The sequence below is a fragment of the Clostridium sp. CTA-5 genome (assembly GCF_054768135.1).
In genome coordinates this window covers 81,039-102,187 of the sequence record NZ_BAAAAT010000008.1, presented here as the reverse complement: position 1 = coordinate 102,187, position 21,149 = coordinate 81,039, and the positions used below count along the sequence as shown (strand labels likewise).

Annotated in this window: 19 protein-coding genes and 1 other annotated feature; of the genes, 2 read left to right on the top strand and 17 right to left on the bottom strand. The window is 28.0% G+C overall.

The genetic code is table 11. The features are described from left to right. Positions 1 to 213 precede the first annotated feature (213 nt). The 11 genes from rsmA to ACYUET_RS14360 form a co-directional block, all read right to left on the bottom strand. Positions 214 to 1,056, bottom strand: a complete 843-nt coding sequence (gene rsmA / locus ACYUET_RS14410; RefSeq protein ID WP_460280739.1) for a 16S rRNA (adenine(1518)-N(6)/adenine(1519)-N(6))-dimethyltransferase RsmA — start codon at positions 1,054 to 1,056, stop codon at positions 214 to 216. Next, entirely contained in the window at positions 1,057 to 1,614 is a 558-nt protein-coding gene (gene rnmV / locus ACYUET_RS14405; protein ID WP_460280738.1) for a ribonuclease M5, read from the bottom strand. A 120-nt stretch (positions 1,615 to 1,734) separates the two neighbouring features. Beyond that, positions 1,735 to 2,781, bottom strand: coding sequence for a 3D domain-containing protein (locus tag ACYUET_RS14400; RefSeq protein ID WP_460280736.1), 1,047 nt, complete (start codon positions 2,779 to 2,781; stop codon positions 1,735 to 1,737). A 262-nt stretch (positions 2,782 to 3,043) separates the two neighbouring features. Further along, positions 3,044 to 3,829, bottom strand: a complete 786-nt coding sequence (locus tag ACYUET_RS14395; protein ID WP_460280734.1) for a TatD family hydrolase — start codon at positions 3,827 to 3,829, stop codon at positions 3,044 to 3,046. A 233-nt stretch (positions 3,830 to 4,062) separates the two neighbouring features. Further along, a complete protein-coding gene (gene metG / locus ACYUET_RS14390) occupies positions 4,063 to 5,706 on the bottom strand; it encodes a methionine--tRNA ligase (RefSeq protein ID WP_460280733.1) in 1,644 nt (547 codons plus the stop codon). A gap of 73 nt (positions 5,707 to 5,779) precedes the next feature. Continuing rightward, positions 5,780 to 7,717, bottom strand: a complete 1,938-nt coding sequence (gene metG / locus ACYUET_RS14385; protein ID WP_460280731.1) for a methionine--tRNA ligase — start codon at positions 7,715 to 7,717, stop codon at positions 5,780 to 5,782. A 138-nt stretch (positions 7,718 to 7,855) separates the two neighbouring features. Then, positions 7,856 to 8,092, bottom strand: a binding site (T-box leader). A gap of 91 nt (positions 8,093 to 8,183) precedes the next feature. Then, entirely contained in the window at positions 8,184 to 8,573 is a 390-nt protein-coding gene (gene dhaM / locus ACYUET_RS14380) for a dihydroxyacetone kinase phosphoryl donor subunit DhaM (RefSeq protein WP_460280729.1), read from the bottom strand. 2 nt (positions 8,574 to 8,575) lie between these two features. Then, the gene (gene dhaL, locus ACYUET_RS14375; protein WP_460280727.1) at positions 8,576 to 9,214 is read right to left on the bottom strand and encodes a dihydroxyacetone kinase subunit DhaL; all 639 of its coding nucleotides are present in this window, start codon (positions 9,212 to 9,214) and stop codon (positions 8,576 to 8,578) included. Between the two features lie 27 nt (positions 9,215 to 9,241). Beyond that, on the bottom strand, positions 9,242 to 10,237 hold the full coding sequence (dhaK, locus tag ACYUET_RS14370; protein ID WP_460280725.1) for a dihydroxyacetone kinase subunit DhaK: 996 nt from the start codon (positions 10,235 to 10,237) through the stop codon (positions 9,242 to 9,244). Between the two features lie 96 nt (positions 10,238 to 10,333). Next, on the bottom strand, positions 10,334 to 11,038 hold the full coding sequence (locus tag ACYUET_RS14365; protein ID WP_460280723.1) for an MIP/aquaporin family protein: 705 nt from the start codon (positions 11,036 to 11,038) through the stop codon (positions 10,334 to 10,336). A gap of 373 nt (positions 11,039 to 11,411) precedes the next feature. Then, the gene (locus tag ACYUET_RS14360; RefSeq protein WP_460280721.1) at positions 11,412 to 13,265 is read right to left on the bottom strand and encodes a sigma-54 interaction domain-containing protein; all 1,854 of its coding nucleotides are present in this window, start codon (positions 13,263 to 13,265) and stop codon (positions 11,412 to 11,414) included. A gap of 97 nt (positions 13,266 to 13,362) precedes the next feature. Between ACYUET_RS14360 and ACYUET_RS14355 the strand changes: the two genes are divergently transcribed. Then, positions 13,363 to 13,857 carry an FUSC family protein gene (locus tag ACYUET_RS14355; RefSeq protein WP_460280719.1) on the top strand — a complete coding sequence of 165 codons (495 nt, stop codon included), beginning with the start codon at positions 13,363 to 13,365 and terminating at the stop codon, positions 13,855 to 13,857. A 100-nt stretch (positions 13,858 to 13,957) separates the two neighbouring features. On the opposite strand, the gene ACYUET_RS14350 is transcribed toward ACYUET_RS14355, so the two are convergent. The 5 genes from ACYUET_RS14350 to ACYUET_RS14330 form a co-directional block, all read right to left on the bottom strand. Next, positions 13,958 to 15,724, bottom strand: a complete 1,767-nt coding sequence (locus ACYUET_RS14350; RefSeq protein ID WP_460280718.1) for an aminopeptidase P family protein — start codon at positions 15,722 to 15,724, stop codon at positions 13,958 to 13,960. Between the two features lie 166 nt (positions 15,725 to 15,890). Beyond that, entirely contained in the window at positions 15,891 to 17,501 is a 1,611-nt protein-coding gene (locus ACYUET_RS14345; RefSeq protein ID WP_460280717.1) for an ABC1 kinase family protein, read from the bottom strand. Positions 17,502 to 17,602: 101 nt separating this feature from the next. Beyond that, positions 17,603 to 17,935: a phasin family protein gene (locus ACYUET_RS14340; RefSeq protein ID WP_460280715.1), complete on the bottom strand. Its 333-nt coding sequence runs from the start codon at positions 17,933 to 17,935 to the stop codon at positions 17,603 to 17,605. 194 nt (positions 17,936 to 18,129) lie between these two features. Further along, positions 18,130 to 18,657, bottom strand: coding sequence for a nucleoside recognition domain-containing protein (locus tag ACYUET_RS14335; protein ID WP_460280713.1), 528 nt, complete (start codon positions 18,655 to 18,657; stop codon positions 18,130 to 18,132). A 14-nt stretch (positions 18,658 to 18,671) separates the two neighbouring features. Then, positions 18,672 to 19,247 carry a nucleoside recognition domain-containing protein gene (locus ACYUET_RS14330; protein ID WP_460280711.1) on the bottom strand — a complete coding sequence of 192 codons (576 nt, stop codon included), beginning with the start codon at positions 19,245 to 19,247 and terminating at the stop codon, positions 18,672 to 18,674. Positions 19,248 to 19,357: 110 nt separating this feature from the next. On the opposite strand from ACYUET_RS14330, the gene ACYUET_RS14325 reads away from it, so the two are divergent. Next, positions 19,358 to 19,543 carry a hypothetical protein gene (locus ACYUET_RS14325; RefSeq protein ID WP_460280710.1) on the top strand — a complete coding sequence of 62 codons (186 nt, stop codon included), beginning with the start codon at positions 19,358 to 19,360 and terminating at the stop codon, positions 19,541 to 19,543. 42 nt (positions 19,544 to 19,585) lie between these two features. On the opposite strand, the gene ACYUET_RS14320 is transcribed toward ACYUET_RS14325, so the two are convergent. Beyond that, positions 19,586 to 20,959 carry an MATE family efflux transporter gene (locus ACYUET_RS14320; RefSeq protein WP_460280708.1) on the bottom strand — a complete coding sequence of 458 codons (1,374 nt, stop codon included), beginning with the start codon at positions 20,957 to 20,959 and terminating at the stop codon, positions 19,586 to 19,588. Positions 20,960 to 21,149 lie beyond the last annotated feature (190 nt).

Genomic DNA, 21,149 nt, shown 5'->3' with positions numbered 1-21,149 from the left:
AAATAGTGTTGATATTGTAGTATAAGGGCGAACTGGCATTGGAATTTGCTTCTTAGAACTCTTAATAAAGATTTGTACAATTAATTGCTTGTCAACGATCTTTGATTGGGAGCATGCATTAATTGGACTAAGCTTTATTTTAGTGTTCTTAAAGTAAATTCCCCTGTCCATGAGCTTTATACTACAATATCAACCTTCACTTAAAACATAGCCTTATTTAAATTTATATATACTATCTGATAAAGCTGCAAATTCTTCTAAAGTTAAAGTTTCAGCCCTTCTTTTAGGATCTATTCCAGCATCATTAAAAGCTTCTTCTAATTTTTCTTTAGATAAACCTATCTGTTTTGCTGAATTCCATAAAGTTTTTCTTCTCATATTAAACCCATTTCTTACTATATCAAAAAACAATTTTTCATCTTTAGCGTTTACCCTAGGTTCTTCTAATCTGTCTAATCTAATAACAATAGAATCAACTTTCGGTCTTGGCATAAAACTTTCTGGTGACACTTTTCTAATTATTTTAGTATTACAGTAATATTGAACTAAAACAGATAATGCTCCATATTCTTTAGAATTTGGTTCAGCATTTATTCTTTCTGCAACTTCTTTTTGTATCATTATCGTTAAAGATTTAAAATTATATCCTCCCTTTAATAACTTTATTATTATTGGAGTTGTAACATAATAAGGTAAATTAGCCACAAGTTTAACACTTTCCTCATCACCTATGATAGCATCAAAATCTACCTTTAAAGCATCATTATGTATTAATTGAAATTTTTCATATTCACCTAATTCTTGTTCTAAAATTGGAATAAGATCATTATCTAACTCTATACATGTAACCTTTTTAGCTTTTTGTAGCAATTTAGCTGTTAATACACCTACACCAGGACCTATTTCTATAATAAAATCTTTTTCATTTACGTCTGCACCTTCTACTATATCGTCAAGAACTTTATCATCTAATAAAAAGTTCTGTCCTAAACTCTTAGAAAATTTGAAATTATACTTTTTTACTAAATCTCTCGTTTTTATATCCATTAAATCCATTTACTTTTTACCTACTTCCAATTGTTTTTCTATTTCTTCTATACCTTTAACAAATTCTTCTTTTGTTATTCCATAATTATTCAATCTAGATATCATTTGAGCTGCATTTCCATAACCTATTCCAAGTATTTTACCAAGCATACGTCTTCTTTCTTTTGATGTTATATCTCCTGTTAACTTAAAATAAAACATATCTTGCATTGTAAAGAAGCTTCTTTTTTCTTCTGTTGTAATTTTAGCCATTTCAAGAGCCTTTAAAATCACTTCTGGCGAAGCATTTTCTACTCCTATATCTCCATTTTTTAATCCATCTTCCTTAGCAATATATGCATGTTTTATTCCATTTACTCTTTTAGAAATTATTCTTCTAATTTTTTCACCTGCAAAATCTGGATCAGTAAGAACTATTACTCCTTTTCTCTTTTGAGCTTCCTTTATTCTTTCTATAACTTTTGCATTTATTCCAAATCCACCAACTGCTATTATTTCAGCATCTAATGCCTTTTTAACAGCATCAACATCATCTCGTCCTTCCACTACAATAACTTCTTTTATCACTCTTATACTCCCTTTCCTTTGTTGTTGAATATCCATTAATATATTAATAGTATATCAAACTTGATTTTATTTAAATAATAAAAAAAAAGAGATAACCTTACTGTTACCTCTTACAATACATTACCACTCTCCAGGGTACGCTACCACGATTACATTCACTGATCTTCTTCCCCAGCTAGAACATTCACTTGATGAATTAAGATATAAATCAACCTTATTTCCTTGTATTGCACCACCTGTATCGGCTGCAATTGCATATCCATAACCCTCTATATATACTTTACTTCCTAATGGAATTACCGATGGATCTACTGCAATAGTACTCAATCCACCTGGATTTCTAACAGGTTGTCTACCTGTAGCTGTAGTGTTATGTCCACTATATGCTGTTGCCATACAAGACACTTTTTTTCTATATTTTATATCTCCTGAACCTCTGCTTGCATATACTTGACCTGTGCCTTTTAAGACAACTTTATTTTGTGGTTCAACAAGAGTTTTAGTACTCTTTACTTCCCTAGAAACTTCTACACCATCTTTATACATCACTTGATATGTGATTTGTTTTTGTCCATTAGTTCCTTCAGTTTTAACCTTTTGCACACTACTATCAAGATCTGCATTCTTTTCTACTACTGTATCAAAATTTATTGTTTGATTTTCTACAACCTCTTTAGTTTCTACTTTAACGAGTTGAACTTTTAAATCGTTTTGTATTTCTGATTCCAAGTTCGGTAATGCTTCATCAACCTCTTCGTTAAATTCGACGCCTTGTTCCTTTAGCGTGTCTGACTCTGCTTTTAGCATATCCCCAACAGTATCTTCTGCTGTTTGTAGTGTTATCGTTTTATCATTACTAACAATATCTACTGGAATAGCTTTCTTAATCTTAATGGCCTCTTTTTCAGATACTTTGGATTCTAATGATGGTTGCACTTTGTCTTTTTCAGATAATTCTATTGATTTATCTTGCAACACATCCTTAACAGTCCCTTTATACGTGACAAAAGTTTCCTCTTTACCGTCTATACTTATTGTGAGCGTTTTTCTCATACTCATTACTGTCGCTGTAGAAACAATTGCTATAACAACTGCTCCTAAAATAATTTTTGCCTTCGGACCGTTAGAAAAACTTTTTTTGAAATAATCTTTTAATTTTTCTACCATTGATTTCCCTCCTTTGGCAAGAGCGTCTACTGAATTATATCCTAAAACATGTAATCTTGTCAAATTGATAGACTCTTGCAATACTTGAACCCTAGTTATAATGCACTCTGTGCATAAAATATAAAAATATAAAAAATTATGATAGCTATATAAAAATAGGTTCTTTTCAAAGGTATTATATCAATGTTATTAAATTTTAAAATTATATTAAGCGGAATCTTTAATTAAAATTAAGTATAAATTCTATAGTAAATATTTTACATTAAATTTCTTTTCTTATCAACCTACAAAAATTACCATTAAGCTTTAAATTTAATTGAAATGGATCAATTTCCTTGATACTTGCTAGTTTATTTATTATATGCTCTATGTAATCTGATTTATTTCTTTTCCCTCTATTAGGTTCTGGAGCCATATATGGACAGTCTGTTTCAACCAACATTCTATCAATTGGGACTACATTTGCAACTTCAACCAATTTTTTTGCATTTTTAAATGTAATAACTCCCGTAAATCCTATATAATATCCTAACTTTATACATTCTTTTGCAAATTCTACACTTCCTGAAAAACAATGTACAACTCCAGTTACATCTTTAAATTCTTTCATTATTTCTAATGTATCTTTATGTGCCTCTCTATCATGAATTATTACTGGCAAATTTAAATCTTGTGCTAATTGCATTTGCTTTCTAAAAACTTCTTTTTGAATACTTTTTTCAGGATTTTCATCCCAATAATAGTCTAAACCAATCTCTCCTATTGCAACTATTTTATTATTAGACTTTATATACTCTTTAATTTCTTCTAAAACACTATCAGCAAATTCATTTGCATTTTCAGGATGTATTCCTAATGCACCATATATAAAATCATATTCTTTGGTTAATCTATTTGTAGTTTTTAAGCTTGAATAAGAGGCTGCACAATTCAAGACCCCTATAACTCCATTTTCTTTAATTTCATTAAACACCTCTTTTTGATCCTCTATAAATGCCTCATCATCATAATGCGCATGACTATCAATTATCCTAAATAATTTTTCCATAAAAACATATCCTTTCAAATACTAATTTATATTTTATAATTTTCTCTACCTTAAAAATATACTTTTTTATTTAAATCTATTTATTATTTACTATATAATTGTTAAATTTAAAAACAATTTAAATTTGACACATATTTGACATATTACACTGGTAATATTTAAGTTGTAAAGTAGTTAAAGCATTATTATTTACCCCTTTTAACCATTAATTTATTAATGGTTTTTGGAACATCTCACCCCCTAAATGAGATGTTCCAGTTATTTTTTAATTTTGTAATCTCTTCGGAGATATTTTTTTTATCTATTTTTTCAAATAAAATCCCAATTTCACCTATATTCATTTTTCTTACTTCTATAGGCATCCATGTAGAATTCTTTATTCCTAAGAAACCTCTTATTTTTTGTGATGAAAATGGCATAAATGGTTCCATTAAATTAGATAAATTTGCAATTATTTGTACACAATTATAAATTACCTGTTCACATCTTTTTTTATTATCATGTATGTTTATCCAAGGCTTTTCATCATCAAAATATTTATTGGTTGTTTTAACTAAGCTTAAAACATCCTTTAAAGCCTCTTTAAATCGTCCCTCTTCTATTTTATCTCCAACTTTACAATATATATTAAATAAGTTCTCTTTTAAATCTTTATCTATTCTACAATCAGGTATTTTTCCATCAAAGTTCTTATTTAAAAACATTAAAACTCTACTTACTAAATTTCCAAATAATCCTACCAAATCGTTATTATTTGTTTTTATAAAGTCTTTCCACATAAACTCAGAATCTTTAGTTTCTGGTCCGTTTAATATTAAATAATATCTAATTAAATCAGGATTATATTTTTCTAACATTTCATCAGGCCAAATTGCCCAATTTTTTATAGTTGAAAATTTCTTCCCTTCTAGCGTTAAATATTCACTTGAAATTTCTCTCATATTAGGATTCTTTATCCCTAATCCTGCCAAAATAGCTGGAAATATTATTGTATGAAACGGTATATTATCTTTTCCATGTACAAAATATACTCTGCTATCTTCTCCAGACCAATATTCTCTATAATCTTCTTCTCTTTCATCTATACATTTCATACTTGCAGTCAAATATCCCATTAAAGCTTCTATCCAAACATAAATTTTCTTATCCTTATATCCTTCTAATGGGACATCAATTCCCCAATTAAAATCTTTAGTTACTGCACGGTCTCTAAGACCTTCATCTAAATATCTCTTTGCAATTTTTTGTGCATTTTCTCTCCAACCATTCTGTCTTATATAAACTCTTTTTACATATTTTTCTAGTTTGGATAACGCAAAAAATAAATGTTTGGTTTCTTTTATTATTGGTTCAGATTTACAAAAAGTACATTGTTTATTTAATAAATTTTCACTTTCTAATATTTCTGAACACTCATCACATTGATCTCCAATTGCATGAGAACCACAATAGGGACAAATCCCTTCTATATATCTATCAGAAAGATATTCTTCACAAGTTTCACAATATATTTGCTCAATATTTTTCTCATAGATATACCCCTTATTATATAAATTTAGTATAAATTCTTTTACCTTGTTTGAATGATATTCTGTATGAGTTTTTGTAAAGATATCAAAAGAAAATCCTAAATCTTTAAAACACTTTTGAATCTTCTCATGATATTTCTCTTCTACTTTTTCTGGAGTAAGCCCTTCCTCTTTAGCTTTAATAGTTACTTGAGTTCCATGAGAGTCACTTCCAGATACAAAAACCACATCATCTCCCATTAATCTGTGATACCTAGCTAATATATCGCCTGGTAATAATACAGCTATTCTTCCTAAATGAAGCTCTCCATTAGGATAAGGCCAAGCATTTCCAATTATTATATTCATACTTTTCACTCCTTCAAAAGTTTTTATAAAAGCAATCTTTTATAAATTTAAAAAGATTGCTTTTAATTAAAAATTATCTAACTATATTTCCACTTAAAATTTCACCTGGATCTACAACTTTTAATTCACTATCATCATCAGATGCTGAACATAAAATCATACCTTGTGATAATTCTCCTCTAAGCTTTACCGGTTTTAAATTAGCCACTAAAACTACATTTTTTCCTACTAATTCTTCAGGCTTATAATATTTAGCTATTCCAGAAACCACTTGTCTTTCTTCTCCAGCTAAATCTACCTTTAATTTAAGTAATTTTTTAGCTCCTTTTATTGGTTCACAAGCTAACACTTTAACTACTCTTAAGTCGATTTTTTCAAAATCATCTATTGTTATTTCTTCTTTTATAGGAGTTATTTCTCTTTTAGCTGGTGCTTGTGCTGCCTTTAAAGCTTCTAACTCTTCAAGTTTCTTTTCTACATCTATTCTTGGGAATAAATTTTCACCCTTAACTACCTTAGTTCCAGCTTTTGTTCCGTTAAATGCTTTTAATGATTCCCATGATATTTCATTAGTATTGATTTGTTCATTAATTTTCTTAGCTGTATCTGGTAAGAATGATGAAATCATAACTGAAGCAAATCTTAAACTTTCAATTAAGTTATATAATACTGTTCCTAATCTAGCTTTCTTACTTTCATCTTTAGCTAAAATCCAAGGAGTTGTTTCATCTATATACTTATTAGCTCTACCTATTAATTCAAATACATGTTCTAATGCTAAAGGGATATTTAATTCATCAATAGCTTCCTCAACTTTTTTAGGAGTAGCTAATGCTAAATTTATTAATTCCTCATCAAATTCACCTTTTTCAGCTTGTGGTTGAATTTCCCCTTCAAAGTATTTTTCTATCATTGCGACACTTCTTGATAAAAGATTACCTAAATCGTTACAAAGATCTGAATTTATCTTTTTTATGAATATTTCATTATTAAATAGACCATCTGCTCCAAACGGAATTTCTCTTAATAAGTAGTATCTTACGGGATCTACACCAAATTCGTTAACTAAAACAACTGGATCTACAACATTTCCTTTAGATTTTGACATTTTTCCACCATCAACAAGTAACCATCCATGACCAAATACTTGCTTTGGAAGTGGTAAATCTAAAGCCATTAACATTATTGGCCAATATATTGTATGGAATCTTAGGATATCTTTTCCTATTAAATGTACATCTGCTGGCCAGAATTTATTATATAATTCTTTGTTATCTTGACCATATCCAAGTGCGGTAATATAGTTTGATAATGCATCTATCCATACATAAACAACATGTTTTTCATCAAAAGTTACTGGAACTCCCCAATCAAAACTAGTTCTTGAAACGCATAAATCTTGAAGACCTGGTTTTAAGAAATTATTTAACATCTCATTCTTTCTTGATTCAGGTTGAATGAAATTTGGATTTTCTTCTATATATTTGATTAATCTATCAGCATATTTACTCATCTTAAAGAAATAAGCTTCTTCTTTTGATTTTTCAACTGGTCTTCCACAATCAGGACAGTTTCCATCTACTAATTGAGTATCTGTCCAGAATGATTCACATGGAGTACAGTACCAGCCTTCATAAGAACTCTTATAAATATCTCCTTGATCATATAATTTTTTAAATATATCTTGAACTGCTTTTACATGGTAATCATCTGTAGTTCTTATAAATTTATCATAACTTACATTCATCATCTTCCAAAGATCTTTAATACCAGCTACAATTTCATCTACATGTTCTATTGGAGTAATTCCTTTTTCTTCTGCTATTCTTTGGATTTTTTGACCGTGTTCATCTGTACCTGTTAAGAACATTACATCATATCCTGTTAATCTTTTAAATCTTGCTAAAGCATCAGCAGCTACTGTAGTATAAGTGTTACCTATATGAAGTTTTGTTGATGGGTAATAAATTGGTGTAGTTATATAATATGTTTTTTTACATTCTTTACACATTTTTAAATATTCCTCCTTATTTTAAACAGTAATCTTAAATACTATTTCTTTACCTCTTAATATTTATTAAATAAATCCTATATTTTTTAGAATTTATAATTTAACTAAAAAAGTCTCCATATAGGTATATTTAACCTATATAGAGACGTATATACGTGTTACCACTCTACTTCCTATTCATTTTACAATAAATAACTCACTAGGTGACCATCATCACCATGCACTATAACGGGTGCTTCCGTAAATCCTTAACAAATATTGCTCGGGAAATATGCTCCAAGTCCATCTTCATGAAAATTTCCTTTACTAATTTTCACCAAACATTAGCTCTCTTTAAAAATTCCTTTTCATTACTCTTCTCTTCATAGCATTTATACACTTATTATAATAGAATAAATACATTTTCATGTCAAATAATTTAATATAAAAAGAAGATTGAATAACAACCTTCTTTTTATATTAAATATTAAGAAATTTTATTTAAAGACATAGGCTTAAGAACATCTTTTATTTCTGCTAAAGATTTATTCATACTAGATTCTACTGCTGCTGTAATTGCTCCTTCTACTAAAGGTGCATCTACGATTTCCACTTTTTCTCTAATATTATCATCTAAAAATTCTATAGCCATTTCTGTATTCATAAATGCACTCCCTAAATCAAATAATACAAGTACACCACTCTCACTATAAACTTCTTCTATTGAACTAGTTATTTTAGAAATATCTGTACCTATTCTTCCATCACTTGTTCCACCTGCATCTACAATTGAAACTTCTGGTGCCATTTGAAGCGCAACTTCTTTAACACCTTTAGCTATAAAATTACTATGTGATACTATTACTATACCAACCATAATTAATTCTCCTCTTTAGTCAAATTTTCTATTATAGTATTTAAAATCAAGTACATTGAAGTAGCTCCTGCATCAATATGTCCTATACTTCTTTCTCCAACATAACTTGCTCTTCCCTTAGTTGCAATTATATCTTTTGTATGTTCCATACCTCTTTTAGCTGCTTCTTTTATTTCAAGTAAGACTTCTTTAGCAGATTTATTTTCTTTAATAGACTTTTTAGCGGCTTCTATTGATGGTGATAAAGTATCAATCATTGTTTTTTCACCCTCTTGACCTTTACCTCTCATTTTTATTCCACCTAAAGCTTCTTCTAAAACTTTAACAAAATCATTTATATCCATTTCACTTTTTTTATTAACTACCATAGCTGCTTTCATAAAAGCAGTTCCATATAAAGGACCTGATGCTCCTCCTACATTAGAAACTAAAGCCATACCTGCGTTTTTAAATATATTTCCTAGGTCATCATCTGGTAAACCTTTTACCTTTTCAACAAGTGCTTTAAATCCCTTACTCATATTTAAGCCATGATCTCCATCTCCTATTGCTGCATCTAATTCACTTAAATATAATTTATTTTCTTCTATAACTTTTTCTATCTCTACTAGAATATCTTTTACTTCTTTTACTGTTACCATAATTAACCCTCCTCTAATATGATGCTATTATATAACCTTAAGTCCTGGAGTATCAGCTTTTGCATCAAGTAATCCTTTAAGCTCATTATCGAGTTTTAATATTGAAATAGAACATCCTGCCATTTCTAATGAAGTCATAAATTCACCAACAAAAGTTTTATGTGTACTTATGCCTTTATCTTTTAATATTTCATTTACCTTTTTATTTATAATATATAACTCCATATATGGTGTTGATCCCAGACCGTTTATCATTACAGCTACCTCATCACCTTTAGTTATACTAATATCATCTAAAATTTTACTTAATAAATGTTCTGCAACTCCATCAGCAGTAGAGATTTTTTCTCTGTGAGTTCCAGGTTCCCCATGTATACCCATTCCTATTTCTATTTCATCTTCACCTAATGAAAAGTTAGCTTTTCCTGCTGCTGGTACTATACAAGATGATAAAGACATTCCCATACTTCTAACATTATTTATTACTTTTTCAGCAACAGCCTTTACTTCTTCTAAATTTCCACCAGATTCAGCTTTTGCTCCAGCTATTTTATGAACGAATACAGTTCCAGCAATTCCTCTTCTTCCTGCTGTATATAAACTATTTTCTACAGCTACATCATCATTTACAATTACTTGTTCTACATTTATCCCTTCCATTTCTGCCATTTCTTTTGCCATTTCAAAATTCATGACATCTCCGGTATAATTTTTTATAACAAGAAGAACTCCATTTCCATTATCTGTAGCTTTAATTGCTTCATATACTTGATCAGGAGTAGGTGATGTAAAAACTTCTCCACATACTGCACCATCTAACATTCCGAAGCCAACATATCCTCCATGTGCTGGTTCATGTCCACTTCCACCACCGCTGACTAATGCTACTTTTCCTTCAGATTTTTTACTTCTTACCAAAACATTAGCATTTTCTAATTTCTTCAAATACTCTGGGTGTGCTGCCACAATTCCTTCTAACATATCTGATAAAACATTGTTTGGATTATTTATTAACTTCTTCATTATTAAGCACCTCCTAAATAATATAGTTTTAGGCCTTGTTAGACTTTGCTCTAACAAGACCTGTTATTTAATTTATTTTTATATTAATTTTTTATACTATACAATTGCTTGATATAAGAATGCACCTATTAAACCACCAACAATCGGAGCTACAACTGGGATCCAAGAATATCCCCAATCTGAACCTCCCTTTCCTGGTATAGGTAAAATAGCATGTGCTATTCTTGGTGATAAGTCTCTGCAAGGGTTGATTGCATATCCAGTAGGTCCACCTAAACATAAACCTATAACGAATATTAATCCACCAACTGCTAAAGTATTAAGTCCTGGTGCCATTTGAACAGCTCCTAATCCTAAAATACCGAATACTAACATGAATGTTCCAATAACCTCACCTATAAAGTTAATTCCAGTATTTCTTATAGCTGGTGCTGTACAGAATACGCCTAATTTAGATGCTTGATCTTCAGTTGCTTTAAATTGATCATAGTACATAACAAATACTAAGATAGCACCTAAGAAGCCACCTAAAAACTCACCTGCAAAATATTCTGGTACTACTGACCAAGAAATACTTCCTATTGCAGCAAGTGCAACAGTTAATGCTGGATTAAAGTGTGCTCCACTATATCCACCAAAAATAAGTGCAGGAATTGCAACTGCTAAAGCCCAACCTGTTGTTATAACTATCCATCCTGATCCTGTACCCTTTGAATCTTTTAGAACAACGTTAGCAACAACGCCATCTCCTAGAAGGATAAGTAACATTGACCCAATTAATTCAGACATAAAAATTGACATAAATAATACCTCCCATATTATAAATTATTTTATTTACACTTATTACTAATAGCAATTGCCGTGCCAACTTGAATTAATTGTTAAATTTAAGACAAACAGTAGTGTCTACATATTATCTCTACTATATTGTTTTGGTTATATTGTATTGTCTTGGTCAAAAATACCAATTGAAAACGTTTGTATTGTTCTTTTTTCCCAACTATTACTGTTTATTAAATATATTAGTCTTTATCAAATATGTATATATTCTATACTTTTTTGTAACTAATTTTGTTTTTTTTGGATATTTTTGTATTTAACTTGCCTATAAATACAAATTATATACTAAAAATGACACAATAACCTTAATACATATTATTGTGTCATTTTATTCTTATATTTTTATTTTTTTCCAGGAAGTTGTCTTTTCTATTCCAAATTCTTTCGCTTTAGCTGCAATAGTTTTATGATTAAGTCCTAATGCTTTTCCTGCTGCATTAAAACTCCCATACTTTTTCAAAGCTTTCTCTATTATCATTCTTTCATATACTTTCATAGGTAATACTTCTTCTACATTTTCTATAACATTTAGTATTTCCCCTCTTTGATAACTTATAATGTCCTCATCTTTAAATATTTTAATATTACTTTTGTTTGATTTTAAAGTTTTTTCCTTTACGTATAATGGTATATCTTTTAATGTAATAATATTGCTTTCATTTAATGCTAATATTCTTTCTATCACATTTTCAAGTTCTCTTACATTCCCATTCCATGAGTAATTTATAAAAGTATTCATTACATCTTTTGAGACTTGCTTATGTTTATTATCTTTTTGAAATTTATTGATAAAATGTTCAACTAATATTGGTATATCTTCTACTCTATCTTTTAACTCAGGAATAAATATAGGAATTACATTTAATCTATAATATAAATCCTCTCTAAATTCTCCTTTCTTTATCATTTCTTCTAAATTCCTATGAGTTGCTGCTATAACTCTAACATCAACTTTTATAGTTTCTTCTCCACCAACTCTTTGAAATTCTTTATATTGTAATACTCTTAAAATCTTTGCTTGAGTATTTTTATCCATTTCTCCTATTTCATCTAAAAATATTGTCCCATTTTGAGCTAACTCAAATTTGCCAAGCTTTCTTTTTATTGCTCCTGTGAAGGAACCTTTTTCATGTCCAAATAATTCACTTTCTATTAGATTTTCTGGTATAGCAGCACAATTTACTCTTATAAATGGTCCTTTATTCCTCTCACTTGCATAATGTATGCCCTCTGCTATAAGTTCTTTACCAGTTCCACTCTCCCCTCTAATGAGCACAGTTGCAGAACTTTTAGCTGCCTTTGTAGCTAATAATAATACTTCTATAATTTTTTGACTATGTCCTATAAATTTATCAAATGCCTTATGAGGTTTATTTATTGCATTTAAATCATCTTCTAAAACCTCTTCATTTTCGGATATATCTCCTAAATTTTCTGGTAATATTGACATACCACCTAGTTTATTAATAGTTGACAATATTCCAATAATATTATTATCTTTAGTAATTGGATATGCTGATGTAATAATCTTGCTTTGTTTGTTTCTTATTTTCCCTATTTCACTTTTTCCAGTCAAAAGCACTTGTTTTCTTATTCCATTTGGAGAAACTTCATCAATATGTTTCCCTAATATATTTTCATCCTCTTCAGATAGGGTAAAGTATTCTGGATTGGCATATGATATATATCCATACTTGTCCAAAACACATATACCTTCTTTAATAGAATTTAATATTATTTCAAATTTATCTCTTATCTTTTTGGTAGCTATTAACTCTTTATTTATTTGCTCTATTTTAGATATATCTTCAAATACAATTACATTTCCTTTAAAAATTCCTTCTAAATATATTGGACTTTTCCTTCTTAAAAGTACTAATTCTTTACTATCTTTTTTAAAAATATATACTAAAGATTCCCCATTTATTAAATGTAATCTTGAATTAGAAATACATTTTTCAGGAGATTTACCTACTACGTTTTCACTTAAAACTCCAAATATATTTTCTGCCTGTTTATTTAATAAATTTATTGTATTATTCTCATCAATGACTAATACTCCATTTAATATATTGTTAAAAATATATTTCATTATATTTAGATTTTTATTTGTAATTGAACCCTCATTAATATAATCGATTTCATTAATATTTTTTGGATTAATATTTATCTCCCTAACCATTCTCATATATACACCTCTAAATCTACTACCCTCCCAATATATAACTTTTGAAAACAAAAATATTATTATGTTATAATGTTTTCAAAATAGGAGGAATAATATTTTGAAGAATTTTAAACTTCCCAAAATAGGGCTAAGAAATTTAAAAACTGCTCTTGCAGTTTCATTATGCATGATAACTTTTAAAGCTTTTCATCGCACTGATTCCTTTTATGCTTGTATTGCTTGTGTTGTTTGTATGAAAGATACAGTCTATAATTCTTTTGATATGGGTAAAAATAGACTAATTGGTACTTTCCTTGGTGGATTACTTGGAATTATAGTTATATATTTAAGTACATTAATTCCATTCTTATTTAACATAACTTCTATTATTACAGGTTTAGGAATAATTATAGCAATATATATATGTACATTATTAAATAAACCTGCTTCTGTTGCTATTTGTTGCATAGTCTTTATTAGTATAATGGTAAATCATCCAGGAAAAGCTTCTTATCTATATGCTCTTGGTAGATGTATTGATACCGCTATTGGTATAATTATAGCAGTATTTATAAATAAATTTATACATCCACCAAAAGAAAAAATATTTTAATTAGTATCTATTAGTGTTAACTTAAATAGCATTTTATTAAAGAAACTAATAAGCCTTAATGTTTTATAATATTCGATCTATTAGTTTCTTTTAATGCATGTTATATTTCCTTAGTAACTTCTCTAAGGAATATTTTTTCATCTTCATTTAAATATGGACTTAATTTTTTATAAGTTTCACTATGATAATTATTTAACCATACCTTTTCTTCATTACTTAATAAAGATTTTTCTATTCCATCTATATCTATAGGACAATATGACATTACCTCAAACTTATAAAACTCACCAAATTCATCATTTATACAGTCCTTGACAACAAGCATTACATTTTCAGTTCTTATACCATGTTTTCCTTGTCTATAAACTCCTGGTTCATTAGTTAATATCATTCCTAGCTCTAATGATACTTTATTAGGAAGTGGACTTATTGTTTGTGGTCCTTCATGTACACTTAAAAAGAATCCGACACCATGACCAGTACCACATTTATAATCTATGCCTTCATTCCATAAAACTGTTCTGGCTAATACATCTAAATTTGATCCTGATGTACCTTTTAAAATTTTTGCTTTCATAAGATTAATATGAGATTTTAATACTAATGTAAAGTCTCTCTTTTCTTCTTCTGTTAATTTACCTAAGATGAAACTTCTTGTTATATCTGTAGTACCATCTAAATATTGTCCACCTGAATCAACTAATAATATACCTTCTGGCTTTAATTTATATGCACTTTCTTCTGTTGCAGAATAGTGCATCATAGCTGCATGATCTTTATATCCTGCAATTGTACCAAAACTTTCTTCAATAAAAAGTTCTCCCATTTTTCTAAATTCTAATAATTTATCAGCAACAGTAATTTCTGATATTTCTATCTTTCCAACATTCTCTTTAAGCCATTTTAAAAATCTAACCATTGCTACACCGTCTTTTATTTGACACTCTTTAAGATTTTGAATTTCTGTTTCATTCTTTATAGCTTTTAACTTTGTAGTTATATTTGGTTGTTTTATAATTTTTACATTCTCTTTTATTAATGTATATATATATGCACTAATTTTATTAGGATCTACAGTAACACTATTATCTATTTTTTTAACATCCTCAAATATTTTATTATAGTCCTCTACTCTGATACCATTTAATTCTAATTTAGATTCATCATCTTTTGAAAGTTTACACTTATCAATGTATAAAATCGCTTCTTGTTTATTTATAATTGCATAAGCTAACGCTACTGGTGTATTCTTTACATCATTTCCTCTTATGTTAAATGTCCAAGCGATATCATCAAGTGAAGATATAATATAAGACTCGGTTCCCATTTCACTACGTATTTCCTCAATCTTTTCTTTTGCAGATTTACCACAATATTTTACATCATGTAGAAATACTTTTTCTTTAGGTAACTCTGGTTTTTCAGTCCATATTTCTTCAATTAAGTCTTTATCCATTATTATTTTTATATTTTTTGTATCTTCTATTTTTTTAAATTCATCATATTGATTAATAGAAAATAATCTTCCATCAAAACCTAAAGTTTCTCCCTTATTCATATTCTCCATTAACCATTCTTCTAAAGTTGGCCAACCTGGTATCTTCATTTTATAAAGCTCTATACCAGAATCTTTTAATTGTTGTTCTGCTTGAATAAAGTATCTTCCATCTGTCCAAAGAATTGCTTTTTCCAAACCTATTAATGCAGTTCCAGCAGACCCTGTAAATCCTGTTATATATGCTCTTGATTTAAAATGTTCTGCAACATATTCACTTTGATGAAAATCTGCACTAGGAACTATATAATAATCTATATTTTCTCTTTTCATTATTTTTCTTAAATTTTCTATCCGTTCTAATACTCTCATATATTTCATTACCTTTCTTAATAAAATAATTTACCCAACTCTTAAAAAAGAGGATACCACTAATGGTATCCTCTTCATTATATCACAATTTAAGTCTAATCTTACTTCTAAATATTATTGTTTTCATCATAAACTTCTATTGGTTTTCTAATAAAATATACTAATATTATTTTTTATAATAATATTTTCTTTCCTTAATAATGCTTATCAAAATCCATAATATAAGTGCTGCTGATATTAAATATCCTATAGCTCCAATTAATGATATCCCATTATATATTGGCTCAACGTTATTACTTATTATCATGGAGGATCCAATTATTAATGAAGATACTAATATTCCTATAATAATTCTATTTATCATTCTATTTATTTCTTTAAAAATAATATTTTTATCTCTAATTGTTAATTGCAATTTTCCTTCTCCTCCACATAGCTTATTTAATAATTCTACAGTTTTAGATGGTATTTTTATTGTATCTCTTCCAAATGAATATAACGAAATCAACAATTCTTCATCTTGTAAAAAATCTAAAATTATTGCTTTATTTTCATTTTTAATAAATATTATTACAACATCTATAATTTCTAATTCTGGGTCAATTTCAGCAATAACACCCTCTAATATTATTATAGTCTTCGTTAAAGCTATTAACTCTCGTGGCAATTGTATATTATTTTTATTAGCTAAATCAAATATTTCCTGAAGCAATATAGATATTTTTATATTCTTTATAGATGTAGATAAATATGTATCAAATATGTATGATACTCCATCATATAAATGTATTTTATTTACTTTACCTTTCTTTATTGAAATTGATAATATACAATCTACTAATTTTTCTTTATCTTTTGTTGCTATAGCAAGTATAGCTGTATTTAGAATTTTCTTCATCCAATCATTTAATCGCCCTACTATTCCAAAGTCTATAAAACATATTTTCCCGCAATTTATTAATAAATTTCCCGGATGAGGATCACCATGAAAAAAACCATCTTTAAATATTTGTTTACAATATGATAGAGCTAATTTTTTTGCAATTTCTTTGTTATCATATCCATTTTTATAAAGCATATCTAAATCATTTATTTTAAATCCATCTATTTTTTCTAATATTATTACTTTTTCACTTAATAACTCGTTAACTATATAAGGGACATACACTGAAGCTAACCCAATATTATATTCCCTAAACTTTTCAATATTTTTTGCTTCTAGAATAAAATTTAACTCTTCTTCCGCCATAGATTTTATTTCCTGCAATGCTTCTATAGCATCAATTGGTATAACTGAATTAACTTTTGTAAATTTAAATATTCTTATTAATATAGCAATATCTAAATTAATTTTTTCACTTATATCTGGCCTTTGTACTTTTATAACTACTCGTCTACCATCCTTTAAAATTCCTTCATGAACTTGAGCTATAGATGCAGATGCTATAGGTAGTGGATTAATATATTTAAAGTGTCCCTCTATAGAAATATTTAATGAATCTTCTAAAACATACTTTATTATTTGAAAATCCTCTTTAGGAGCTGAATCTTGCAATCTAGCTAATTCTTCAAGATATTCTTTAGATATAATATCCGGTCTTGTACTCAATATTTGCCCTAATTTAATAAATGTTGGTCCTAGTTCCTCAAATGCTTTTCTTAAATTTTTAGGAGATTTTTTTTCTACATCATGTTTGTTGTCAAAAATATATCCAAATCCATATTTAGCAAAAATTTTTATTATTTCTTTAAATCTTTTTGAAGACTGTTTATTCATAAAACATTCCTCCTTAAAAAAACTGCCTTAAAAATTTCTATTAATATTAAGACAGTTCTTTATTTACTTCGGCAAATAAAATGATAATTCAAAGATGTACATTAATTTTCTTTTAATTTTTCTTCTAATGATGCAATTCTATTTTTAAGTTCTATTAATTCTTCCTTAGTTACAAAATCAAAGTCTTCTAACATTTCATACATCTCATCCTTAGTAATTGGTTTTATATCCTTAATTTTTTCACTTGTTTTGATTTTTACATTATCTGTTTTCTCTTTTAATTCTCTCTTTAATTCTTCTGACAATTCTTTTCCTTCTTCTATAGTTACTTTCCCCTTTTCAACTAAGGAATTTATAACTTCGTTAGCTTTTTCATAAGTCATTGTAGTTGCTCCTACCATAGCAATAAATAATTTTTTAGCTTCATTAACCATTAAAGATCCTCTCCTATACTTTATAATTTGACTAAAGAGCTATCTCAAAAAAATATCTATATAACCTTACTATATTTAAACGAGCATTTATATATTATATTAATTTTGAGAAATCCTTTTGAGATATGTTTTAAAACATGTCCTTATATTTTATTTATATATTAAATTTAGTTAAATATTAGTATATGTTTAAATTATTTAAGAATAAATAAGTTAACTATAAAAGCTGCCATAATTATAGCGGTTAAATCTGCAAAAATAGCTGCCCATAATGTATGTCTTATCTTTTTTACTTTTACTGCACCAAAGTAAACTGTAATTGTATAGAAAATTGTTTCGGTTGTTCCCATAATAACAGAAGATATTAACCCTATTTTAGTATCAGCACCGAAACTTTTTATAATATCTGTAAACACACCAATTGCTCCACTTCCTGAAAGGGGTTTAATAATTATTAAGGGAATTATCTCCTTAGGTAAACCTATTAAATTTCCAACCGGTGCTATTAAATTATTTATAATATCTAATAATTTAGCTTCTTTAAATATTTGTACTGCAATTATCATTGCTAATAGATATGGAAATATTCTTAAACAAACACTTAATCCTTCCTTAGCACCTTCTACAAACCATTCGTATACTTTTTTTCCTGAAATCATCCCATAAGTTATAATTACTAAAAATATTATAGGAATTATACTTCTACTTAAATAATTAAGCATATAAGCACCCCCTTCTAAAAATACCTTTGTAGTAATTTACAACAAAGTATACCAACAGTAGCTGCTGTTGCAGTAGATATTAAGGCTGGAACTATTATTATTCCAGGATTAGCCGAATTACAAGCAGCTCTTATTGATATAATTGTTGAAGGTACTAATTGTATACAAGCTGCATTTAATACTAAGAAAAGTGCCATATCATTTGATGCCTTTCCTTTTTCTTTATTAAGTCTATCCATTTCCTCCATAGCCTTAATTCCAAATGGCGTTGCTGCATTTGATAATCCCATCATATTAGCTGTAAGGTTCATAACTATAGCCCCAAGTGCTTTTTCATCTCTAGCTGCTTCTTTAAATATAATTTTTAATAAAGGTTTTAAAATTTTAGCTAATTTATCTGTAAGTCCACTATTTTCTGCAACCTTCATAACTCCACACCAGAAGCACATAATTCCTGTAAGTTCAATAATAAATGTAACTGTACTTCCTGATGAGTTAACTATGGCTTTAGAAATTGTTTCTCCATTTCCAGTTATCAATCCAACTAGAACTCCAAGAAAAATCATTAAAAACCAAATATAATTTATCATCTTCTCCTCCAAAACATAATTGTTCATTACATTTATATGCCTTGCACTTATTTTTTAGTAGTGATAGGATAGAAATGATTAAACTTAATTTGACAAAAAGGAGAAACTTTATGAAAGAATCAACTTTAAAAATAGCTCAACAAGACATAGATGATGCTATTAAAACTATACAAGATATAGAAAAATCTCTTAATACAAATACTCCATCAAAAGAACAAATAAAAGAAAAATTTATCTCTTTATCTGAAACGGTTCAAAAATTAGAAGATACTTTAAAAATTGAAGGAATAATATAAAAATAACCCCTTATCTTTAAACTAAAGATAAGGGGTTTAGTTTTATATAACAGATTGTTCTTTTACTTTAACAAATTCTTTTTTAAATTCTCTATTAAATTTTAAGAATACTATTAATGTTATTATTGCTGATAAAAAATCTGATACACAACCTGCTATCCATATTCCATTTAAGCCTAGAATTCTTGGTATTATTAATAATGAAGGTATTAATATTATTACTTGTCTTAATAAACTTAAAAACATTGAAACCTTAACTTTCCCTATTGACTGGAAGAAATTCGTTGTTACTATTTGTGCACCTATTATAGGTAACATCACTAAAAATATTCTCATACCTGGAATTCCTATTGTTAAAATTTCAGAATCTCTATTAAATATAGAAATTAAAAGTTCTGGTACTGTTTCAACTACTAAAAATCCTACAGTTACTATTATAGTTGCTACAAGTGCTGAGTATTTTAAAGCTTTCTTAGCTCTATCATACTTTTTAGCACCATAATTATATCCTACTATTGGTTGCATCCCTTGATTTAATCCAAATATAGGCATTAAAAATATTAATACTAAACTATTTATTATAGTCATAGCACCAATAGCAGCATCCCCTCCATATCTTTGAAGAGAATTATTAGAAACTATTTGTACCGCACACTGAGCAATCTGCATACTAAAAGGACTCATTCCTATTAAAAATATGCTTATAACTACTGATTTATTAAGTTTTAAATACTTTTTCTTAATCTTAAGTACACTCTTTCCTTTAGTAAAGTAATATAAAATCCATATTGTTGATACAATTTGAGAAATTACAGTAGCAATTGCGCCACCTTGTACTCCAAGTCCAAATGTAAATATGAATATAGGATCAAGAATAATATTTGTTATAGCACCTATTAGCATTGAAAACATTGCTATTTTAGGACTTCCATCACTTCTTATTGAATGGTTTAATCCAAAACTCATAAGACTAAATATAGTTCCTATAAAAATTATTCTTATATAATCAACAGCATATCCTATAGTATTAGGGCTTGCCCCAAACATATTTAAAAGGGGTTCCATAAAACTTAATCCTATAATTGTTAAAAGCACACTTATTATTAGTAATAGTGTAAAAGCATTTCCTAAATGATGCTCCGCACTTTCTTTATCATGTTCCCCTAATTTTATTGAAATTCTAGTAGCCGTTCCTATACCAACTAACATTCCAAATGCTAAAATTATAGTCATTAAAGGAAGTGTAATACCTACTCCTGTTATTGCTAAATTACCTACCTCAGGAATATGACCTATATATATTCTATCAATAATATTATATAAAGTGTTTACTAACATCCCTATGATAGCTGGAATTGAAAATTCTAATAGTAATTTGCCTATTCCTAGCTCACCTAATCTCTTTTGATTATTCATTAAACTCCTCCTTCTGATATATAATTGCAATACTAATTATTTTATCATTTTTTATTTTTAGTTACAATTGTAGGAGTAAATTTCTTGATTCATTGATTTTAGGCACATTCAAAAAAATAACAGACCAGTATGCTCGTCTATTTTGCATGATACTGCGTCATCAAATTTAGCTAATAGCTTGCTATTAACT